Raw genomic sequence first — 14,468 nt, forward strand, 5'->3', positions numbered from 1 at the left:
AAGGCCACACGACCACCCAGGGGGCGAACCCCGAGCAGCCAAACCTCAGAAGAAAATCCCAGCAAACACCAACCCCCCGAAAGAGGCCGGTGCATTGCCTCAAAGAAATCCCCGACCCCAACCACCCTCCCGAAGAAGGATGCACAGGGCCACGGGGCGACCCGACCGCATCACGGCCGGGCCGATAAAGGCACTGGCTTTTAACACGCTGTTGAGTTCTCAAGAAACGGACACCCACCGCGCCGAACCCGCTTCCGCGAGCCCCGCTCCGGGGCGACTCCTTTACTTTATCGGATCCGCCCGGCTTGTCAATTTCCAGGCTTTTCCAATAACGCCTTTCCGTTCCGCTCGCGCGGCCCTTCCAGGCGGTGAAGCCATTTCACCAGATTCGGCGCGATTGTCAAAATCGAACCGGTTCCGGCCCACCGCCGTACAGCGGACACGACGAAGCCGCGTCGGCTGGTTCGGTGGTGGGTTCCCCGGACGGTCGGCCGCCAGGCAGGCGTCCTGCATCCGTGTGGGGACGAGGGGTTAACTTACGTCGTCTGGACGGCCACGTCAAATCGACATCGCCCAGCGGGTCCCCTCCCGCCGTCTTGCGGGAAGAGTGAGCGTGAGCGGACCCTGAGCATCGGGGCCTTCTCGCGGCCCTACCAGCCCACGGCACGGAGGTACTCCCAGTGACCTACTACCCCCCAGTGAACCCGGCCGGACCCGGCGGCACGCCACCCCCGAACCATCTCGTCTGGGCGATCCTCACCACCCTGTTCTGCTGCCTCCCCGCCGGGATCGTCTCCATCGTCTTCGCCGCACAGGTCAACTCCAAGTGGTCGACGGGCGACCACGCCGGTGCCTTGAGCGCCTCCAACAACGCCAAGATCTGGGCCATCGTCTCGGCCGTCATCGGAGGCGTGGCGACCGTGCTCTTCGTGGCGCTCTCCGCCGGCAACTACAACAGTTGAGCCTGGACAGGACGGCCGGCCCGTGACACGTGACCGCCGATCGGCTCCCCCGCCGGCGGGCGCCGCGCCCCGCGACCGTTCCGCGGTCGCGGTGACGCGGCGGCTCGTCCTGCCCGGCGGCGTCCTGGTCCTCGCCGGAGTCGTCGTGGCCTACGTCGCGGCGATCGATCCGAACCGGGCGGGCAACTATCCGACCTGCCCGTTCCTCTCCCTGACCGGTTGCCAGTGCCCGGGGTGCGGGTCCCTGCGGACGATCCACGCGCTCGCCCACGGCGATGTGCGGGAGGCGCTCGGCCTCAACGTGTTCGCCATGGTGATGCTTCCGGTTCTGGCGTTCTTCTGGGGCCGCTGGACGGTGGCCCGCGCGCTGGATCGGCCGCCCCGGACGAAGGCGGGCGACCCTCGGCTGATCTGGGGGCTGCTCGGCGCCGTCATGCTTTTCTGGCTCGTTCGGAACCTGCCCTTCGGCGCGTTCCTCAGCGCGTAGCGCGGAGGTGTTCGCGGGGCCTCGGGTCGCGAGCACCATACGGGGGCGGCGACGCGCGTGGTCCCACGGCGGCGGGGAGGGCGCGTCGCCGGCCCCTGGCGAGAACTCGCCAGGGGCCGTGCGTTTCGCTCTGCGGACGCCTCTTCCTGGATGCAGAACGCGCAGGTCATCGGCGTGTTCGAAGCGACAGAAGGGACGAATGAGGCCACTGCCCGACCATGGGGTCACATTGGTCCACTGAGGTCGTGGAGAACGGTGGGACGGGTGTCAGACTGTCGGGATGAGTCCTCGCAAATCGGACCCCGGTGTGCGCGTGATGTTGATCGACATCGCGGCCCGGCTGCTGGCGGAGGAGGGGCCGCAGGCGCTCACGACGCGGCGGGTCGCCGCCGAGGCGGGCAGCTCGACGATGGCCGTCTACACCCACTTCGGGGCGATGAGCGGGCTGGTGCGGGCGATGGTCCACGAGGGCTTCACGCGGTTGAAACGGTACTTCGACGGGATCGTCGAGACCGACGACCCGGTCTCCGACATGGCGCTGCTCGGACGGGCGTACCGGCACAACGCGCTGGCGAACTCGCATCTGTACACGGTGATGTTCGGCAGTTCGTCCCTGGGCGGGTTCTCGCTGTCCGAGGAGGACCGGCAGCACGGCCGCTACACGCTGGCGCACGCCGTGGACCACGCGGCGCGCTGCGTCCGGGCGGCGCGGTTCCGCACCGGTGACCCCGAGCTGGTCGCGCACCAGATGTGGAGCGCGATGCACGGGCTGATCACGCTGGAGCTCGGCGAGTACCTGATCGAGCCGTACGACGCGGAGGTGTGCTTCGAGGCGCAGCTGGTGGGGTTGATGGTCGGGGCCGGGGACACCGTGGAGGCCGCGACGCGGTCGGTGCGGGCGTCGCTCGACCGGCTCGGGACGGAGCTCACCGGCGCACCCGCCACCGAGTTCGTCGACTGACCCCGCGCCTCAGGACGGCAGGCGCATCTTGCGCATGAAGACGGGCAGCAGCCACGGCCGGCGTCCCCAGACGACGATCTTGCCGGTGAGCGCGGCCCGCGCCCTGCTGACGCGGCCGAACAGCATGAGGTTGAGGTAGACGGGGTCGAAGCGCACCTTCACGTCGATGTCGCGGCCGGGGTGCCCGATGCTGACCCGCCCGTTGTCGAGCACCATCACCGCGGGGCTGGTGTAGGCGGACCGGAACTCGACCGCGACGCGGCCGCGGTGCTCCGGACGGTTCCAGTCGAGCAGGTGCCCGTAGCCGTGCCTGGTCACGCCGAGCAGGAACAGCTCGAAGAACAGCGCGGCGTCCGCCGGGAGGATCGCCCAGCGCGTCCCGGTGGCGCGGGCGATGTCGCGGCCGTGGACCTGCATCTCGTTGACGAGGTGGGCGAGCACGCCCGCGGCGGGGACGCGGGAGCCGCCGAGCCAGTCGATGGGCTCGTCCGGGTCGAGGTCGTCGCAGGCGCGCTGGATGGCGGCGATGTCCTCGCGGAGGCGGCCGGCGAGGGTGCGGACGTCGCGCTCGGTGAGCTGGGCGAGCGCGACGTCGTTGAACTGGGCGACGGTGTCGACGGTGGTGCGCGGGATGACCTCGGCGATCACCGGGCTCTCCGAGAGGCTGCCCGACTTGCCCAGCATGCGCCGGTAGGCGTCGGAGATCGTGACGAGGTGGGCGGCGGTGTCGGCGACGGTCCAGTCGACGGTGGCCATCGCCTCGGACGGGACGGACAGCAGTAGTTCGGCGAATCGCGCGCCGGTGATTTCCACACTGTGGCGGGCGTTGGACCATGTGGTCGGGGAGACGGCCGGGAGCATGTCCGCCCTCCTTCGGGAGGTTCTCGGGACCGAACAACACCGGTATACCACCTGGAACAGTCGGCGCCTATAGGTCATGCATGCCCTATTCCGAGAATCAAGCAGTTTTCGAGATGACGGTAATGCTGAGCCACCCTGAGAAGCGGCCGGGAGTGGGGCGGTGTCCCCGGCATGGCGCTCCAAGAGTTTCCCGTGAAAAATCATCCGCGGCCTCTTCATTTCGCTCGGCGGCGGCGCGGAGTCGTCCGGGAAAGGGCATGCCGGAGAGCCGGTTCCGAACTCGCGCGGCGGGGCTTCGCGCGGGGCGGGCGTCGTTGGTTCACCGCGCTGACCTGCTACTGGACGAACCTGGTGGTCCTTCCGCGGGCGCCGAGGCCGGGGCGGTGGCCGGGCGGCCGCCGCCGGTCCAAGGCCCGGCGTACACCCGCTACGCCGAGCAACCCGCTTGTCGCAGCGCGCATTTCACCCCGCGAATTCCACCGGCCGTTCGGCGAGGCGCCGTTGCCGCGAGCCGCCGCCGGGCGGCCCTGGCCATCCGCGCAATGGTCCGGTGGCGCCGACGCTTTCGCCACCGGTTTCGGACGGGCGTCAGGGGCGCTTCCGACCGCGCACCAGGAGCGGGCCTTCGCGTTCGTTTCCCAGGCGGGGAGCCCTCCGCACGGGACGGAATGCGACGGGAAGGTAACCGGCCCTGCCCATCCCGCTGACGCGCATGAGGCCATGGGCCCCGGCCCAAGCCGAGGCGCTCTGTGTCCTTGTGCCGGGACGCTTCGAATGGAACCCGCGACGATGTGGCGTTTTCCGAGAGGGGCGGTTACCGGTGGCTCACGGCCGGCCCCGCGGGGGCGGCCGCACGTTCAGGTCACCGGGACGATCCGCGCGCGGACGAGCCGTCCGTCGCGGATGTCCAGGAGGCCGAGGGTACCGTGCGGCTCGCGGCGCCGGTCGGTCGGCGAGCCCGGGTTGAAGACGCGGACGCCGTCGCCCGTCTCGTCCATGGGCGTGTGAGAGTGGCCGAAGACGACCAGGTCGGCGCCGGGGAACCAGGCGTGCATCCGCGCCGTCCGGCCGAGCGTCCGGCCGCTGTCGTGGACCATCGCCACCGCGAGGCCGTCGAGGTCGAGTTCGAGGCGCTCGGGGGCGCCCCAGTCGGCCACGTCCTGGCCGTCGTTGTTGCCGAGCACGGCGTGGACGGGCGCGTACTGGGCCAGCTCGTCCAGGACGGAGGCCACGCAGACGTCGCCAGCGTGCAGGATCACGTCGGCTCCCCGCAGGTGCTCGGCGACCCGCGGCGGGCACGACTTCCAGCGCCGGGGCGCGTGGGTGTCGGAGATGGCGACCGCTCTCATCCCTCCCATCCTCCCCCACGCCCCGCCGGTCACCGCGCGCGGGTGGCGGGTGCGCGCCCGCCGGGCCAGCTCGGGTGCCGGGGGCGCCAGCGGAGCCGGGACCGCGCGCGGGCGTTGTCCGCGCCGCGCAGCCCCGTCATGCACGCCACGCCCCATCCGCCGACGGCGAGCCGGGCGAGGGCGACGGGCGTGCGCCTGGGCTGCGGGGCGTCCAGCATCCGGGCGAAGGCGGGCAGGAACTCCGCCATCGTGAGCGGGGTGTCGTCGACGACGTTGAGGACGCCGCCGACCTCCTTGTCGAGCGCCGCGACGATCGCGGTGGCGGCGTCGTCGGCGTGGGTGAACGACAGCACCGACCGGCCGCCGCCGACCACGGGGACGCGCCCCGCGCGGACCCGCTCGGTGAACGACCCGCGGGCCGCGAAGGCGGATCCGGGGCCGTACAGGTGGCCGAAGCGGAGCACCAGCCCGCCCGCGTCCGCGGTCGCCCGCTCCAGGTCCAGCAGCGCCGCGAGGACGGGCGCGAACCGACGGGGCGTGTGCTCGGTCCACAGCGGCGCGTCCTCGTCGGCGAGGCCCTCCCCCGGCTGGTAGGCGTAGGCGAGGCCCTGCGCGATGATCCGCCGGGCACCGGCCTCGCGCGCCGCCTCGTACAGGTCGCGGGCGCACCCGGTGCGCGGCAGGCCGCCTGCGGCGCGGTGCCGGGCGGCGCGGCGGGGTCCGAGGACGGCGGGGACGGGGGTGAGCAGGTTGACCACGGCGTCGGGCGCGGCGCTCGCCACCGCGCGGACAAGGGCGTCGCGGTCCCGCACGACCGCCACGGCATCGTCCTCGGAGCGCCGCCGGGACCCGGCCAGCGCGACGACGTCGTGGCCGACGGCCTCCAGCAACGGCACCAGCGGGCTCCCGATCACGCCGGTGGCCCCGGCGACAAGCACGCGCATGACGACACTCCCCTGATCCGCCCGGCCGCCTCGCCGGGACAACGCCCTACGGGAAGCAAGACGGACCGCCCCGCCCGTGCGTGACACCCCGGCGGCCGCGGATCGGGTGAATTTCAGACGCGGCGGCTCGGACACCGGTGGGAAAAAACTGTAAGCACCGTGTCATTTCCCGCTGCTGACCAGCGGGGTTAGGCTCGGGCTCCCTCGCGGCCGCCGCCGTGCCGGCGGCCGAACGCCCCCGGTCCGCGCCGGCGGCGGCGCACATCGCGAGGGCCAGGGGACGGCCGGGCTCCGAGGAGGTATGGACACTCCCTTGCACCGGCCGAGGAGTCCGGCCGTCCCTCCCGCTCCAGGCGCGGCGGGGGCGTGGGTCAGCGCGCCGCCGGGGACGGCAGGCCGGTGGCGGGCAGGCCGGCGGCGCACCACGCCTCGAAGCCGCCGTCGATGTCGGTGGCGCGGGTGAGGCCGAGGTCGTGCAGGGCCGCGGCGGCCAGGCTGGAGGTGTAGCCCTGCGAGCAGAACACGATCACGCGCACGTCGTGGCCGGTCGCCTGCGGGATCCGCGCGTCGGAGGCGGGGTCGAGCCGCCACTCCAGCACGTTGCGCTCGATGATCAGCGCGCCCGGCACCTCGCCCTCGGCCGCGCGCTGGGCGGCGGGGCGGATGTCGACCAGCAGCGCGCCGTCGAGGAGGTCGGCGTGGGCGCGCTCGGGCGTGACGCGCTCCAGCCGGTCGCGGGCGGCGGCGAGGATCTCGTCGATGGTGCGGGGCATGCGGGCCAGCATGACACCCGATTCCCTATCAAGTCAATCTGAATAGTTGCTAACGCGCGAGCAGGTCGGCGGCGGCCGCGGTGAGGATCTCCTGGACGCGCAGGCCGTGCGCGGCGTCCAGGGGGTGCCCGCCGCCGTCCCGGACGGCCGCCGCGAACTCGGCGACCATGGTCGGGAACGCGTCGTCGCCGAGGTCGGTCCAGTCGAGCCGCGCGTGCCCCGCCCGCCCGTGGACCTCGACGTGGGCGGGCGGGCCGCCGGCGGCCCCGGCCATCGAGACCGACGCCTGGCTGACCGCGCCGCCCTCGTGCTCCAGCAGCAGCCCGACCCAGCCGAGGGGGTCGCCGTGGGCGCGGACGGCGGTCACGCGTCCGAGCGCGGCGTCCAGCAGGTCGACGAGGTGGGGGCCGAGGTCCAGCAGCGCGCCGTGCTCCAGCCGCCACGGGGTGGCGAACGGCCCGCCGGCCAGCACCGGCGTGACGAACGAGCCGTACCCGCCGAGCGGCGCGGACCCGCGCGCCCGCTCCAGGAACGCCCGCGCGGCGGCCGAGTAGCGCACGGTGAGCGCGATCTGGGAGGCGACCCCGGCCTCGGCGATCGCGCCGGAGAGGCGCCGCGCCCCGTCCAGGTCCAGCGCGAGGGGCTTCTCCAGCAGGACGGCCTTGCCCGCGCGGGCGGCGCGTGCCGCGAGATCGGCCTGCACGTCCGGCGGGACGCAGAACGCGACCGCCTCGCAGGCGTCGAACAGCTCCTCGATCCGCGTGAACGAGGGCGCGCCGTGCGCGCCGGCCAGCGCGGCCGACGCCTCGGGACGCCGCGCCCAGACCCCCGCGAGCCGGGTGGACGGCCCCGCCGCCAGCGCGGGCGCGTGCGCCATGCCCGCCCACGGACCCGCTCCGACCAGCCCCACCGCCACCGCTTCGCCCATGCGCCGACGATAGACCGGGTGCGGTAGGCGGGGGTCAGCACCCGCCGTGCGTGAGCGTCCAGTCGTCCAGGAACGTCTGCACGTGGTAGCCGTAGAGGCCGCCGTCGGTCAGGTACCGGTAGGCGTAGTCGTAGCCCGCGCCGCAGGTCGCGTTCCCCGCCTCGATCGCCCAGCCGTCGGGGGCCGTGATGCCGTCACCGGCGATGGCGTCGAGGAAGCGCTGGTCGGCGCCGCCGAACGAGCCGCCGCCGCGGGGCTGCGGCACGACGACGGTCTTCCGCACGACCTTCGGCTTGGTGACCGTGACGGTCGGGGTCGGCTCCGGCTCGGCCGGGGCGTCGGCCCCCGTGGGGTCCGGTGACGCGGTCCGCGCCACGGCCCCCGCGCGGTGCGCCCCTCCCGGGTCCAGCATGACGACCGCGGCGGCGCCCCCGCCCGCCGCGACCGTCGCCGTCACGGCGGCGACCGCGACGACGATGATGGTGTTCCTGCTCATGTCGCCCTCCGTTCGACAGCGGGCGCCGCCGGCGAGCCGCCCCCGTCCGGCTCGCCCGGCGCCCCCGTCCAAGGGTGCGCGTGATCGCGTCATCACAGACAGGGACCGATGTCCTGATCCGTTCCCGCCGCGTGTCCCGGACGCGGCGGGCGGGAACGGCCGCGCGGATGGGACGCGCGGGCCCCCTCAGGCGTCGCGGGCGACGGAAATACCGCCCGGTACCGCTCCCCCGCTTCGCGGGTCGAGGGGACAGTTGTCCTTGCCGTTGTCCTCGCCGCCCGACCGGGAGTTCGAAACAAGCACGGAATGCGGAGCGCCCGTGCCGAATGGCGGGCCCCCGGCCCCGGGTTCCCGGGCGGTCGGGAGCGGTGGCCACACCAGGCTACGGCGCGCTTGCGGACCCCGGCGGATCGCCATAAAGCAGTAAACTCACCGCACCGTCGAGTGATGGAGCGAAATGCAGGAAATCGGGCTGGCTGAGGCAGTGAAAGCGATCCGCGACGACCTGGTGCGGGCCGAACGGGAAGGCGCGGGCGAGAGCGTCCGTTTCACCGTCGGGCCGATCGAGGTCGCCTTCGACGTCGCGCTGACCAGGGAGGGCGGCGCGAACGGCAAGGTCAAGGTGTGGGTCATCGAGGCCGGCGCCTCGGGCAAGGTGTCGCAGACCAGCACGCACCGGGTGGCGTTCACGCTGACCCCCACGCTCGACGGCCGGCCGCTTGAGGTGGGTGACCGGCTCAGCGCGCCCAGCCGGTGACGCCCGACGAGCCACGCTGGCGCACCGTCGAGGTGCTCGTCGAGGACGGCGCGAAGGGGTTCGGCACCGGCTACCGGGTCTCGGACCGGCTGGTGCTCACCTGCCGGCACGCGGTGGAGACGCCGGGGACGGCGACCGTCCGGCTCGCCACCCCCGACGGTTCGGTCGCCGTCGCCGCCGACCGGGTCTGGACGGCCGAGGGCGCCGAGGTCGACCTGGCCCTGCTGCGGGTGCCGTCCGGCGCGCTGCCGCGGGTCGCCCCGGCCGTGCTGGCCGACGTCGACCCCTGGAGCACGGGCCGCGCGACGTTCTCCTCCTGGGGGTTCCCCGCGTCCCACGAGCGCAAGGGCGCGCTCGGCGCCGTCCGCGACGTCGACCAGGTGGACGGGGAGGTGCTGCTCGGCGCGAACGTCAAGACCGGTCTGCTCGACCTGCACCGGCACGACGCGCCGCAGCGCGCGGGCAGGGCCTACAAGGGGCTGTCGGGCGGGCCCGTCCTGGTCGGCGGGAGGCTGGTCGGCGTGGTCCGCTGGGCCGAGGCCGACGGGCCGCTGACCGCGTCGCGGGTGTTCAGCGCCGCCGGGCCGCACCGGCCCCGGATCGCGGGCGAGTTCGTGGAGCCGCGCGAGAGCCGGGAGGCCCTGAACGCCCTGCTGGAGGACGCGGGCGTCCGGCTGGAGGAGGCACACGCCGGCCCGGCGGCGCCGGTGCGCCGGTCGCGGTACTGGTCCACGATCACGAAGATGCGGGCGCGGTGCCCGCACCCCGCCGACCGGGACGCCGAACTCGCCCGCCTCCAGGAGTTCGCGACGGGCGCCACGTCCTACCTGTGGCTGGTCGGCGACCCCTACGCGGGCAAGACCACGCTCGCCGCCGCGTTCGCCGGGGACCCCGCGCCCGAGGTCATCACGGTCGCCTTCTTCGTCTCCCGCTCGACCGGCTCGCGCCTGGCCGACTACCGGACCGCGCTCGCCGACCAGCTCGCCCCGCTGGTCGGCGAGGTCCTCTCGCCCGGTGTCGTGCCCACCGCGTTCGACCTCGACGACCTGTGGCAGCGCGCGGTGGAACGTGTCACCGCGGACGGCCGCCACCTGATGCTCATCGTGGACGGCCTCGACGAGGACGACCACGTCCAGCACCGCGAGAGCAGCATCGCAGCGCAGCTCCCCGAGTACCTGCCGCGCGGCGGCCACGTGCTGGTGACCAGCAGGTACTTCCCCGAAGTGCCCGCCGACGTCCCGGACGGGCATCCGCTGCGCCGCTGCGAGCGCCGCCCGCTGGCCGCCAACGACGCCTCCCGCGCGTCCCGGCGGGCCGCCGAACTCGACCTCCAGCAGCACCTGCGCGACCGCACGAGCCGGGACGTGCTCGGGCTGCTGGCCGCCTCGGGCGGCGGGCTCGCCGACGCCGACGTCGCGCACCTCACCGGCCTCGACCTCTTCGACGTCCGGGACCTGGTCGAGCACACGATCGCGCGGCTCGTGGACTGCCGCGAGGAGCACGGCCTGCGCCGGTACTCCTTCGCCCACGACCTCATCCGGGAGACCACCACCGAGCGCCTCGGCCCGGAGGCGATGGCGGGCCACTGGGAGGCCGTCCACGCCTGGGCCGAGCCCTTCCGGGCGCGCGGCTGGCCCGCCGACACCCCGCTCTACCTCCTGGACCGCTACCCGCAGGTGCTGGCCGACACCGGCGACCTGGAGCGGCTCCGCGGGCTCAACGACCCCGAGCGCTGGCGGCGGCTGCTGGAGCGCGTCGGGACGACGGAGCCCGCGGTGCGGACGCTCACCGACTCGATCCGGCTCCACCTCGCCGAGGATCCCCCCGACCTGGCCGCGACGTACCTGCTGGCGCTGTGGCGCGACCAGCTCCGGCTCTCCTCCCGCATCCACCCCGAGATCATCGCGATGGGGTGGGCGGAGCTCGGCGACCTGGAGCGGGCCGAGCGGATGGCGCGGGAGATCGTCGTCCCGTCGATCAAGTCCAACATCCTGGTCTCCATCGCGGAGGTCGCCGGGCGGTCCGGCGCCGACACCCAGGCGGAGCTGTGGCTCCAGGAGGCGGAGCTGCTGGCCGGCGACATCCTGAGCGGGGTGCGGCGCGCCCGGACCCTCGCCCGGATCGCGCTGGTGCTGGGCGCCGGGTTCACCCGGGCCGAAGCGCTCATGGAGGAGGCCGCCCGGCTGATCATCTCCGTCGTCCACTCCCGGGGCCGCCGCAGGGACCTGATGGTGAACCTCGCCTGCGACGCGGCGCGCGCCGGGCTGTTCGACTCGGTGGAGCGCGTCGCGCGCTCGTTCACCGACCGGAAGGACCGGCGGCAGATCATCGCGGCGGCGGCCCGGACCGCCGCCGAGGCCGGGTTCCAGGAGGACGCCGAACGCCTCGCGAACCTCATCGAGCACCAGGACGTCCGCTGGGAGGCGCTCGCCGACATCGCCGGGGTGCTCGCCGAGCGGGGCGAGGTCGCGGCGGCGCGGGAGCTGGTCGGCACGTCGGTCCACGGGGCCCGGCTGGTGTGCGGGGCGCTCGGCCGGGTCGTCCGGGCGCTGGAGCTGCGGGGCGAGCACGCCGAGGCCGCGGCGGTGCTGGCGCAGGCGATCGAGATCGCCTCCGCCAAGGGCGGCTCCCGGCAGGCCGCCTTCGCCGCGCTGTTCTCCCCGGTCGTGGACGCCGGGCTCCTCGACGACGCCGAGCGGCTCATGGAGCTGATGGAGGGGCACCGCCGCCCGGTGGCCGCGATCCGCGTCGCGCTCGCCGCGATCGACGCCGGCAGCGCCGACACCGCGACCCGGATGGTGGCGGTCGCGGCCGACCTCGTCGCGCGCCAGCCGCGGCGCCAGTGGGCGCCGCTGGTCGAGATGGCCGCCGCGGCCGCCGCGCGCGGCGACCTGGAACGCGCCCGGGACCTGCTGACCGTCGCGCTGAACGCGGGCGACCGCCCCCGGCCCTGGGGGACGCAATCGATGGGCCTGCTGATCGAGACCCATGTCGCGGAGCTGCGCGGCGACACCTCCGACCTCCTTGAGGCGGGCATCGCGGCCGCGCTCCGGTACCCGTCGAAGCAGAATTTGCCCACCGAGCTCGCCAAGACCGCCACCGACCTCGGCCTCACCGCGCTGGCCGTCCGCGCGGCGGTCCGGATCATCGACGTGCACGAGCGCAACGACGTGCTCGGCGCCGTCGTCGCGAAGGCCGCGGCGCAGCGGAGAACGGAGGTCGTCGAGGCGGCGCTGGCCGCGATGAGCCCGACCCGCAAGCGGGCGTTCGCGCTGGTCAACGCGGCGGAGGAACTGGCCAGGGCGGGCCTGGCGCTGGACGCGGAGCGGCTCGTCCAGTCGATGCCGCACGGGTTCCGGCACGCGGTCGGCCTCGCCCAGCTCGGCCGGGTCGCCATCGAGCGGGGCGACCGCGAGCGCGCGGTCGCCTTCCTGCTGGCGGCCGAGGAGGCGGCCCCGGCGGGATCGGTCCGGCACCTGTCGCCGTTCGAGCTGACGGCCGCGTCGCTCGCCGCCGCCGGGCGGGGCCGCTACGGCGACGCGGAGCGGATCGTCGGCGTGATCGACCGGACCCGCCTCCAGGTCAGCGCGTTCGCGGACCTGGCGCGGGCGGCCTACGGCGACGGCGAGTACGGCCGCGCCGGACGGTTCCTCTCCCTCGCCGAGCAGCGGCTGGACGACGCGGACGCCGACACCCTCGACTCCAGCGCGGCCGAGCTGGCCTCCGCCGCCGCCGACACCGCCGACCTCGACACCGCCGAGCGGCTCGCCGCCCGCGTCGCCGACCCGGTGGCGCGCGTCTCCGCGCTCGCCGACGTCGCCCGCATCGTCCACGCGCTCGGGCACACCGCCGCCGCCGCGCGGCTGCTGGCCGACGGCGAGCGGCGGCTGCCGGGCTTCGACGCCGACTCCCACGACGCCGTCGCGGTCACGCTCGCCTCGGCGGCCATCGCGACCGGCGACCTGGTGATGGCCGAACGGCTCGCGGGCCGGGTCGCCGACCACCGGTTCCGCGTGGAGACGCTGCTGGCCGTGTGCGCCGCGAGCCGGGACCGGCTGCGCGCGCTGCGGCGCAGGGTCGGGCAGGACATCCGGGCCGTCCGCAACCTGCGGGTCCGCGGCGCGCTCCTCGGCGCCCTCGCCCGCGTCATCGCCGACTCCGGCAACCCGGGGCAGGCGGGCAAGATCCTCGCGGAGGCCGAGGCGGCCGTGCACACGATCGCGGTCACCAACGCCGAGCCGCGCTGCCGCGGGCTCATCGAGCTGGCCGTGACCGCCGCCGCGATCGGCGACGCCGAGCGCGCCCGGCGGCTGCTGCGCGAGGCCGAGGAGCTCGCCGCCACCCACGTGGACGAGCGCCGCCACCAGCGGGCGCTGGCCAACGTCGCCCACGCCGCCGTCCAGATCGGCCAGCTCGACCTCGCCGAGCGCACGGTGACGGTCATGCAGGGCGCGCGGCTGCCGTTCCCGGCCTGGAACAGCCTCACGCTGATCGCCGCGCGCGCCGCCGCCGACGGGGAGACCGCGCGCGCCGTCCGGCTCAACGAGCAGGCCCTGGACATCGCCAAGCGCATGCACGACCCCAAGGTGCGCGGCGCGGCGCTGGCCTCGATCTCGGCCGCCGCCCTCCGCGCCGGGCTCCTGGACCAGGCGCGCGACATCCTCGACGACGACAGCCATCACCACCACCGGCAGGGCCCCATCTGGCGGGACATCGCGCTGGCGATCGCGGCGGCGGGCCGACTGCCCGAGGCCGAGGCGGAGGCCGCGCGCATCCAGTCGCCCACACGGCGCCGCGAGGCGTTCGAGGGGATCATCGACCGGCTCGTGACCGCCGACGCCCGCGACGACGCCGAACGCCTCATCGTCCAGGGCATCCGCGAGGACAGCTGGCTCCCGCCGCCCGCCCTCATGATCGCGGCCCTGCCCCAGGTGATCCCCGTCCTCGGCAACGCCCTCCCGGCGATGGCCGCCTTCGAGGAGCACGAGCGCGGCTGACCCCGGATTCCGGCGTCGCCGCAGGTCCGAGGCGGTTCGCGGGGCCGGTAGGCTTCAAGGGGCCCCCAAATCGATCTTCGAGAACTTTGGAATGACTCCTTCCACCGCGCGCCCCTCCACGCTGCCCCCGAACGGCGCGCCCGCCGGCGTCGGCGGGGACGGATCGTTCCGGATCGGGCTGCTCCAGTTCGCGCCCCAGGTCCGCTCCGAGCGCGAGAACGTCCGGTTCATCCGCTCGGCCGTGCGGGGCGTCACCGACGCGACCATCGTGCTGCCCGAGTTCTTCCTCGGCAGCTACCGCACCTACCCCCTCTTCTTCCCCGAGCAGGACGAACTGGCCCGGCCGCTGGAGCCGCTGCTCGCCGTCTCGGTGGAGCAGCGCCTGCGGTTCGTCGGCAGCCTGCCCGTCCGCTCCCACGGCAGGAACTTCAACCGCGCGCTCGTGGTCGGCGAGGGGACGATCTCCACGGCGCACGACAAGGTCCGGCTGTTCGGGCCCGAACTCGACGTGTTCAGCGCCGGGCGCAGCCCGCACCGACTCATCGACATCGGCGGCCTGCCGAGCACCGTGCAGATCTGCATGGACATCGCCGACCCGGTGCCGGTGCGCGCGGCGGCGGGCGCCGGGGTGCGGCTGGTGCTCAGCCCCTCGACGGTGTCGGTGGCCTTCCTGCGGGTCATCCACCAGGCCAGGGCGCTGGAGAACCAGGTCGTCAGCGTGTTCTGCAACCGGCACGGCGTGGACGACGACGGCACCGTCTACCTGGGGCGGAGCGGGATCTTCCTCCCCGACGGCACCGACGTCTCGGTCCGCGCGGACGGGGACGAGCTGGCGCTGCGCACGGTGCGGGCCGAGCAGCTCGCCGCGTGGTCGGCGCTCCAGCGCGGCCTGGTCGGGACCCCGGCGGCCCCGCCCGGCTGAGGGGCCGCGCGGCTGAGGCCCGCGCGGCTGG

Annotated in this window: 12 protein-coding genes; 6 read left to right on the forward strand and 6 right to left on the reverse strand. The window is 74.4% G+C overall.

Annotated elements, in window-relative coordinates:
* Positions 1–680: 680 nt before the first annotated feature.
* The 3 genes from GNZ18_RS40310 (at position 681) to GNZ18_RS40320 (ending at position 2,410) form a co-directional block, all read left to right on the forward strand.
* Positions 681–962, forward strand: coding sequence for a CD225/dispanin family protein (locus GNZ18_RS40310; RefSeq protein ID WP_214619682.1), 282 nt, complete (start codon positions 681–683; stop codon positions 960–962).
* 22 nt (positions 963–984) lie between these two features.
* Complete coding sequence (locus GNZ18_RS40315; RefSeq protein ID WP_312875021.1) at positions 985–1,449, forward strand: DUF2752 domain-containing protein; 465 nt, start codon at positions 985–987, stop codon at positions 1,447–1,449.
* Positions 1,450–1,765: 316 nt separating this feature from the next.
* The gene (locus GNZ18_RS40320) at positions 1,766–2,410 is read left to right on the forward strand and encodes a TetR/AcrR family transcriptional regulator (RefSeq protein WP_246251330.1); all 645 of its coding nucleotides are present in this window, start codon (positions 1,766–1,768) and stop codon (positions 2,408–2,410) included.
* Between the two features lie 9 nt (positions 2,411–2,419).
* Here the strand turns inward: GNZ18_RS40320 and GNZ18_RS40325 are convergent, their stop codons facing one another.
* The 6 genes from GNZ18_RS40325 to GNZ18_RS40350 form a co-directional block, all read right to left on the reverse strand.
* Entirely contained in the window at positions 2,420–3,271 is an 852-nt protein-coding gene (locus tag GNZ18_RS40325; protein ID WP_156222824.1) for a maleylpyruvate isomerase family mycothiol-dependent enzyme, read from the reverse strand.
* Positions 3,272–4,128: 857 nt separating this feature from the next.
* Positions 4,129–4,620, reverse strand: a complete 492-nt coding sequence (locus GNZ18_RS40330) for a metallophosphoesterase family protein (RefSeq protein ID WP_156222825.1) — start codon at positions 4,618–4,620, stop codon at positions 4,129–4,131.
* A gap of 29 nt (positions 4,621–4,649) precedes the next feature.
* Positions 4,650–5,564 carry an NAD-dependent epimerase/dehydratase family protein gene (locus GNZ18_RS40335; protein ID WP_156222827.1) on the reverse strand — a complete coding sequence of 305 codons (915 nt, stop codon included), beginning with the start codon at positions 5,562–5,564 and terminating at the stop codon, positions 4,650–4,652.
* A gap of 371 nt (positions 5,565–5,935) precedes the next feature.
* A complete protein-coding gene (locus GNZ18_RS40340; RefSeq protein WP_214619690.1) occupies positions 5,936–6,337 on the reverse strand; it encodes a rhodanese-like domain-containing protein in 402 nt (133 codons plus the stop codon).
* Positions 6,338–6,386: 49 nt separating this feature from the next.
* On the reverse strand, positions 6,387–7,265 hold the full coding sequence (locus GNZ18_RS40345; RefSeq protein ID WP_156222830.1) for a Gfo/Idh/MocA family protein: 879 nt from the start codon (positions 7,263–7,265) through the stop codon (positions 6,387–6,389).
* Positions 7,266–7,299: 34 nt separating this feature from the next.
* Positions 7,300–7,761 carry a hypothetical protein gene (locus tag GNZ18_RS40350; RefSeq protein WP_156222832.1) on the reverse strand — a complete coding sequence of 154 codons (462 nt, stop codon included), beginning with the start codon at positions 7,759–7,761 and terminating at the stop codon, positions 7,300–7,302.
* A gap of 457 nt (positions 7,762–8,218) precedes the next feature.
* Here GNZ18_RS40350 and GNZ18_RS40355 point away from each other — a divergent pair, with 457 nt between their 5' ends.
* From GNZ18_RS40355 to GNZ18_RS40365, 3 genes are all read left to right on the forward strand, one after another.
* Positions 8,219–8,518, forward strand: a complete 300-nt coding sequence (locus GNZ18_RS40355; RefSeq protein ID WP_156222834.1) for a trypco2 family protein — start codon at positions 8,219–8,221, stop codon at positions 8,516–8,518.
* Positions 8,515–13,515 (forward strand): trypsin-like peptidase domain-containing protein, encoded by a 5,001-nt coding sequence (locus GNZ18_RS40360; protein WP_156222836.1) that lies wholly within the window; start codon positions 8,515–8,517, stop codon positions 13,513–13,515. The genes GNZ18_RS40355 and GNZ18_RS40360 overlap by 4 nt, the downstream gene beginning before the upstream one ends.
* Positions 13,516–13,606: 91 nt before the next feature.
* Positions 13,607–14,437: a carbon-nitrogen hydrolase family protein gene (locus GNZ18_RS40365; protein ID WP_156222838.1), complete on the forward strand. Its 831-nt coding sequence runs from the start codon at positions 13,607–13,609 to the stop codon at positions 14,435–14,437.
* Positions 14,438–14,468: the final 31 nt, after the last annotated feature.

The organism is Actinomadura litoris, assembly GCF_009733595.1.
Taxonomy (GTDB): Bacteria; Actinomycetota; Actinomycetes; order Streptosporangiales; family Streptosporangiaceae; genus Spirillospora; species Spirillospora litoris.

Excerpts from the sequence above, each read along its gene's own strand:
- GNZ18_RS40325 (WP_156222824.1), bottom strand. The coding sequence starts at position 3,271 with ATGCTCCCGGCCGTCTCCCCGACCACATGGTCCAACGCCCGCCACAGT.
- GNZ18_RS40330 (WP_156222825.1), bottom strand. The coding sequence starts at position 4,620 with ATGAGAGCGGTCGCCATCTCCGACACCCACGCGCCCCGGCGCTGGAAG.
- GNZ18_RS40365 (WP_156222838.1), top strand. The coding sequence starts at position 13,607 with ATGACTCCTTCCACCGCGCGCCCCTCCACGCTGCCCCCGAACGGCGCG.
- GNZ18_RS40335 (WP_156222827.1), bottom strand. The coding sequence starts at position 5,564 with ATGCGCGTGCTTGTCGCCGGGGCCACCGGCGTGATCGGGAGCCCGCTG.
- GNZ18_RS40340 (WP_214619690.1), bottom strand. The coding sequence starts at position 6,337 with ATGCCCCGCACCATCGACGAGATCCTCGCCGCCGCCCGCGACCGGCTG.
- GNZ18_RS40320 (WP_246251330.1), top strand. The coding sequence starts at position 1,766 with ATGTTGATCGACATCGCGGCCCGGCTGCTGGCGGAGGAGGGGCCGCAG.
- GNZ18_RS40355 (WP_156222834.1), top strand. The coding sequence starts at position 8,219 with ATGCAGGAAATCGGGCTGGCTGAGGCAGTGAAAGCGATCCGCGACGAC.
- GNZ18_RS40350 (WP_156222832.1), bottom strand. The coding sequence starts at position 7,761 with ATGAGCAGGAACACCATCATCGTCGTCGCGGTCGCCGCCGTGACGGCG.
- GNZ18_RS40345 (WP_156222830.1), bottom strand. The coding sequence starts at position 7,265 with ATGGGCGAAGCGGTGGCGGTGGGGCTGGTCGGAGCGGGTCCGTGGGCG.